The sequence below is a fragment of the Dehalococcoidia bacterium genome (assembly GCA_041653995.1).
Lineage (GTDB): Bacteria > Chloroflexota > Dehalococcoidia > GIF9 > UBA5629 > CAIMUM01.
The window spans coordinates 3,020-5,801 of record JBAZEK010000027.1 but is presented as its reverse complement, the minus strand read 5'-3'; the positions used below and the strand labels follow the sequence as shown (position 1 = coordinate 5,801).

The following is a 2,782-nucleotide window of genomic DNA, read 5'->3' as shown; positions in this document are numbered from 1 at the left end:
GACCTGATACCCGCCGTGTTCAACACGGCCCGGCGCTACCGGGCGCTATACTCCGCCCTCTCCCCCTATATCATGGGCGTTAAGCTCAACGAGGAACAGGCGGAAGCCAGTATATTCATAGGCTTTTTACAGAGGGCTCCCCTGGAAGCCAGAATGACCGTGATCGAGGCCGGGGATAAGAGGGTGATGGTCTTCAATATGTTCTATAGAGCGGACTACACCGCGGAACTGGATTAGAAAGGGGGTGAATATGCAGGGTAAATGCTCGAAGTGCCAGATAGCATATCGGTTCTCTAGTCCAAGGGACTTAAAGGACGCCTATTGTCCTAAGTGTGGAACGAAGTTGTCGAGGACAACCTATCTCTATAAAGGTGAGTGGCGCAACGTAATTTACGCCTACCCGCCTATTAAAGGAAGGGGGTGATATTATGAATAAAACAACTCCATCGAACTGCAAATTGAAACAGTGCAAATACAACGTTATCCCACCTGGAGAAAACGCTCAGGAGTGTATAGGCTGTGAGGGACAAGAGGTAAGAGTGTTATATAAAACAACAATTACATTTGACATGTTTGTTGAGGCGGGAGGAGAAGATGAAGCCAGGGACACTATTACTTCAGACGCATGTGACGAACTTGACTACATTCTAACTTCTGGATGTTTTTATCCGGAGATAGAGGAAGTAACAGATCTTTCAGAAGTACCAGAAGACTGGCGTAGTGCTATCCCTTATGGCTCCTATAACGACGAACCTATAGAGAAAATGCTAAACAAATAATAAGCGAAGGGGGTGATAAGCAGAGCTGAACAGCATCACAAAAAGAAAGGGGGATAAATTGGCGAACAAAATAGACTTTGCACATGCTGAGCGTGTCCTGGGGGTTATGGCTGTCGATAAGCAGATAACCCTGGAGAAGCGCAAAGCGGTGCGCTTCGTGATCGATTTTCTCAAGACCAGTAATAATCGCCCCGCCCAGTTGCGTAACTGGCGCAGCGTTCTACCCCGGGTCGGCACCGCTGTCATACTAGGTTACCTGGGCAAGGGGAAATCCGCTCTTGCGTGGTATCTCGCGGAGATAGCGCATAATCAGGGGCGGCCCGTTTACGTCCTGGGCATGCCCAAGCGTACACAGAAGTACACGCCGAAGTGGGCCAAACACGTAAAGGACTTTCGCAAGATCCCGAAAGGCGCTTTCCTCATCGTTGACGAGGCCGCGCTGAGGTTCGGCAGCCGGCGCAGCCAGTCGGACAACAACATAGAACTGGGCGGTTTGAACGCTCTGGCCCGGCAGCGGGACCAGCTGATAGTCTTTGTAGCCCATACCAGCCGCATGATGGAGATCGAAGCGGTGCTGGACTGCAATTTGATAGTCTACCGCAAGCCGAGTATGGCGCATATCATGTTCGAGCGCCGGGAGTTGGCTCCGTGGACGCAGGAAGCCAGGGACGCGATCATGTCCCAGAAGAATCCGCTCAAGTGGGCCTACGTGATAGACCTCGAGGACGGCAGAAAGGGACTGCTCAAGTGTCAGCTGCCGGGCTTCTGGAGCGAGGAATTAAGCAAGGCCTGGGCCGAGCTCGACGTTGAAGAGCTGATGGCGGCCATGAAAAACAAAGTGAAGGAGAAAAATCAATGAAAGCTAATGATGTACTCGACCATCTGAAGGATGTTCGCAGTGTAACAGCGAAGGTTGTAGACCGGGAGCCTGCTACTAAAATAGTGGTCACTCCGGATATGGTGACCATGCGCCCGGGCAAGGGTAAGAGGCTGCTCGAGGTGGAGAAGGACGGGGTGAAAGACCTCTTCCAATTCCTGCACATGCCTCCCGACATGGTGGGTAAGATCATGCCTACGACCTGCGGCCAGGTGGCCAACGACCTGCTGGGCCACAAGGAGCGCTTCGAGCTCCTTGTGAAGGACGGCAAGATAATCGGGTTCCGGGCTCCGCATGCGGGACACAGCATGTCACCGGAGCGTGTCCTGGAGTCCATCGAGAAGGTGGTAGAGAAGCCGGACTACCACAAAGTCGCCGTAGACGGCCAGAACGTGAATCTGGAGATCGTCGGCATCGATAAGGCGACAGTCACTCGCGGCGACGTGGTGCGCGCCGGCGCCCTGGTGAAGTTCAGCCCGCTGGGTATCAGCAATCCCATCGTCCAGAGCTTCGTGATGAGGTTGGTATGCACCAACGGCATGACCTCGAGCACGGTGCTCAGGGAATACAGCTTCGGAGGGGGCCGCGGCGGCGATGACAAAAAGGACGGCCTGTGGTCCTGGTTCAGGAAGGGCCTGAAGGAAGCATACGGCTCCTACTCCAAGGTAGTGGAGCGCTACCAGCAGATGATAAAGGACGAGATCCCGGAGGCGGAGAGGGCCATGATGCTCGAAGCTATGATAAAGGAAGCCGGGCTCAAGGATGAAGCGGCGGCGACTGTCAGGACGATGGCGATCGACACGCCCATCCGCAACTCCTACGATATCCTCAACCTGATAACCTACGCCACCAGCCACGTACTGGAAGACCCCAAACAGATCCACCGGGCGCGCAGGGCCACTGAAGTATTCCAGGACAACGATAGCCACGCCCTGTTCTGCCCCGTGTGTAGGAAGGCCCGCGGCCAGGTGGCGGCGCTGCCCGCTCCCCGCGCCGAGGCAACCCAGGCGTCTTAGTAATGCGAGCGGCGGCTTATACCCCCGGCTGCCGCTTTCATGGTCCAGTCGGCTGGGGTTTTGAGGTTACCTCCTTTTTTCCTCAGCCGGCTGGGCCGCCAATAAAATAA

The 2,782-nt window shown here is 54.9% G+C and carries 4 protein-coding genes; all 4 read left to right on the top strand.

Translation table 11 applies throughout. The features are described from left to right. Positions 1-237: hypothetical protein (locus tag WC359_14395; GenBank protein MFA5401636.1), on the top strand; the 237-nt coding region annotated here is incomplete at its 5' end. Positions 238-428: 191 nt separating this feature from the next. Beyond that, complete coding sequence (locus tag WC359_14390; protein ID MFA5401635.1) at positions 429-779, top strand: hypothetical protein; 351 nt, start codon at positions 429-431, stop codon at positions 777-779. A gap of 58 nt (positions 780-837) precedes the next feature. Continuing rightward, the gene (locus WC359_14385) at positions 838-1,638 is read left to right on the top strand and encodes a hypothetical protein (GenBank protein ID MFA5401634.1); all 801 of its coding nucleotides are present in this window, start codon (positions 838-840) and stop codon (positions 1,636-1,638) included. Further along, entirely contained in the window at positions 1,635-2,672 is a 1,038-nt protein-coding gene (locus WC359_14380; GenBank protein ID MFA5401633.1) for a hypothetical protein, read from the top strand. Before WC359_14385 ends, WC359_14380 begins: the two co-directional genes overlap by 4 nt. Positions 2,673-2,782 lie beyond the last annotated feature (110 nt).

Coding starts and splice junctions, on each gene's coding strand:
- WC359_14390 (MFA5401635.1), top strand. CDS start 429: ATGAATAAAACAACTCCATCGAACTGCAAATTGAAACAGTGCAAATAC.
- WC359_14380 (MFA5401633.1), top strand. CDS start 1,635: ATGAAAGCTAATGATGTACTCGACCATCTGAAGGATGTTCGCAGTGTA.